The organism is Rhodococcus sp. FG69 (assembly GCF_057808915.1).
Genome location: NZ_JBMDIX010000092.1, coordinates 1 through 2,355, shown reverse-complemented (window position 1 = coordinate 2,355; position 2,355 = coordinate 1). Strand labels below are relative to the sequence as shown.

General features: G+C 58.4%; 2 protein-coding genes. Both read left to right on the top strand.

The window, feature by feature from the left end; genetic code table 11:
* The first annotated feature begins 499 nt into the window (after nt 1-499).
* A complete protein-coding gene (locus ACODSO_RS29075; RefSeq protein ID WP_489040064.1) occupies nt 500-1,189 on the top strand; it encodes a nucleotide-binding protein in 690 nt (229 codons plus the stop codon).
* 119 nt (nt 1,190-1,308) lie between these two features.
* Entirely contained in the window at nt 1,309-2,067 is a 759-nt protein-coding gene (locus ACODSO_RS29070) for a ParB/RepB/Spo0J family partition protein (RefSeq protein WP_489040063.1), read from the top strand.
* Nucleotides 2,068-2,355 lie beyond the last annotated feature (288 nt).

Below are 2,355 nucleotides of genomic sequence, written 5' to 3'. Positions count from 1 at the left end.
AGGCCTCGCAACCACGCACTGCGGGGGCGTAACCGCCGCTCTTTACCGCGGTAAAAAGCGTAGGTGGCAAACAACCGGCCGGGCTACCAGACCTTCACCTAGGGACGCATCTACGACATGCTCCGTCGTCTTCCATAGCAAAGTCCGCAGAGCGCAAGGCATCAGACGCGGAAGAGCGTTACGGTCAAGGCTGCGCAACAGTCTGCAACACCACAAGTTCACATCGCAATTGGAGCAATACTCCCGATTCCGGCCGCACATCAAGCGGATCCCCGCGAGAAGCGACTAGGGGGAGTAGGCAGTCGAGGCGCGGGCCGGCACGAAGCTACCGGCGAGTCGAACCGTCAACGATGATTCCCAGAAGGCAATCTGGTGTATCTTTTGAGTGCGCAAGCGACTCGAAGCTGCGCCTCCTCGCGGATCTTTACCGCGGTAAAGATCCGAGTCAGAGCACCAAACCGAAGTAGCCGTCCGCGGTGAAGCAAACGGAGGTGGGCCAATGCCCGTTCATGTTGTACTCAGCCAAAAGGGTGGGGTAGGGAAAAGCACCCTCACAATGAATCTGGCGGCAGTGAAGAATGACGTCTTAACCCGCTCGGGCGCTAAGCAAAGTGAATCGCCGGTGCTCGCGGCGTCCATAGACCCTCAGGGTTCAGCCGTATGGTGGGCCGAGCGAGTCCAGGACCTCCCATTCCGAGTCACACAAATCGACGACCCAGACATGCTCCGGCATCTTCCCAACTTGGATGGGATCAAACACGTCTACGTGGATACACCAGGATGGATTGGTGACCGCCCCGGCGCTGTCGACAATGGCACTTCCGGCCAAGCACTCGACGCAGTACTGTCTGTGACCGATCTGGCGATCGTTCCCATTGTTCCCGAGCCGCTGAGCTTCGACCCAACAGCCCGCACCATCTCGAAAGTACTTGAGCCACGGGGGATCCCATTCAAGGTCGTGATCAACAACTGGGACCCACGAGATGGCCGGGTCGATCTCGAACAAACCGAGGCGTTCGTGCAAGCGCAGGGTTGGCCACTCGCAAACACAGTTGTACGGCACTACAAGGTGCATAGCCGCGCGGCAGCACAAGGATTGGTCGTAACTGAATACCCACCTAATCGAGCGTCGTTACAAGCCCGCGAAGACTTTCAGCGGCTTTGCCTTGAGCTCGAAGTGGGTATGTGATGGCAACCTCTCAGAAGTCCCGCGGCGGCCGGGTCGACTTCAAGAGCTTGGTCAGTTCGGTGGGGGACCGGTCACCCGTAGATGCAGGCACCCCAGTGGATGGCCAATTCAGGCCAGACGTGTCCATCGCCGAGCTGGTTGCAAACCCGCGCAACCCGCGCTCGTCCCTGGGAAGTCTCGATGATCTGTCGTCAATCGCCGAACGCCAGCTCCAGCCGGGAACGGTCATAACGAGCGCACGATGGCTAGAGCTATGGCCAGAAGACAGCGAGGCCATCGGTTCGGCGCGCTGGGTCGTTGTGAACGGTTGCCGCCGACTCGCAGCGAGCGAGAAGTTCGGTCGCAAGGGCCTGGACGTAGTAGTTCGCGACAGTCTCGCGATCTCTAAAGAATCAGTCTTATGGGCTTCGATTGTAGAGAACTTGGACAGGCGCGACTTCGACGTCGTCGAGGAAGCGGAGGCAGTCGATTTACTGGTCACCGAGCTTGGGAGCGCATCTAAGGCCGCAGCCAAACTGGGAAAGTCCGAAGGTTGGATCTCCCAGAGGCGCGCGCTGTTGAAACTCGAACCTGAGCTACAGGAGAAGCTCCGGCAGGGCGACCTTGCCATACGCGACGCGCGAGAATTGGCTCAGATCCCGTCGGTCGAGCAGGTGGCAGCTTGGTCATCGCGACAAAAGCGAAAGCCGAGCCCAGATATTAAAGGAAAGCAACCTCGCCCTACCGAAAGTGACAGACAGGACGGATCACGTACCACTTCCGCTATCCGCGCTCTGACGAAACTCAAGAGCAACCCGCAAGCAGTTGCAACTGCGATCAGAGAAGCACTCAGCGAAGACGACGTACAGAAGCTGGTAGAGATGCTGCAGGACTCTTAATCTAGCCCGAACAAGCGACAGCCCCGGCGGGCGCCAGTGTTGCCGTCCGGGGCTGTCTGCTGTCCGGACCGCCTGATATTTACCCAAACCAGGGGAGGTGTCCAAGACCGAGTCCCGCCAGACATACGGGCCCTCCCACTCAGACACTCCATGAATCACGCGCAACCAAAAGCGAAGTTTGATCAAATGACCTCCAATCCACAGTCACCCATGATTTTTCAGTTGTGAGCCATGTAAATTGCATTTTCCGCACCGTCTCGCCCGAAATGCCAGCTCAGCACAGCTTTC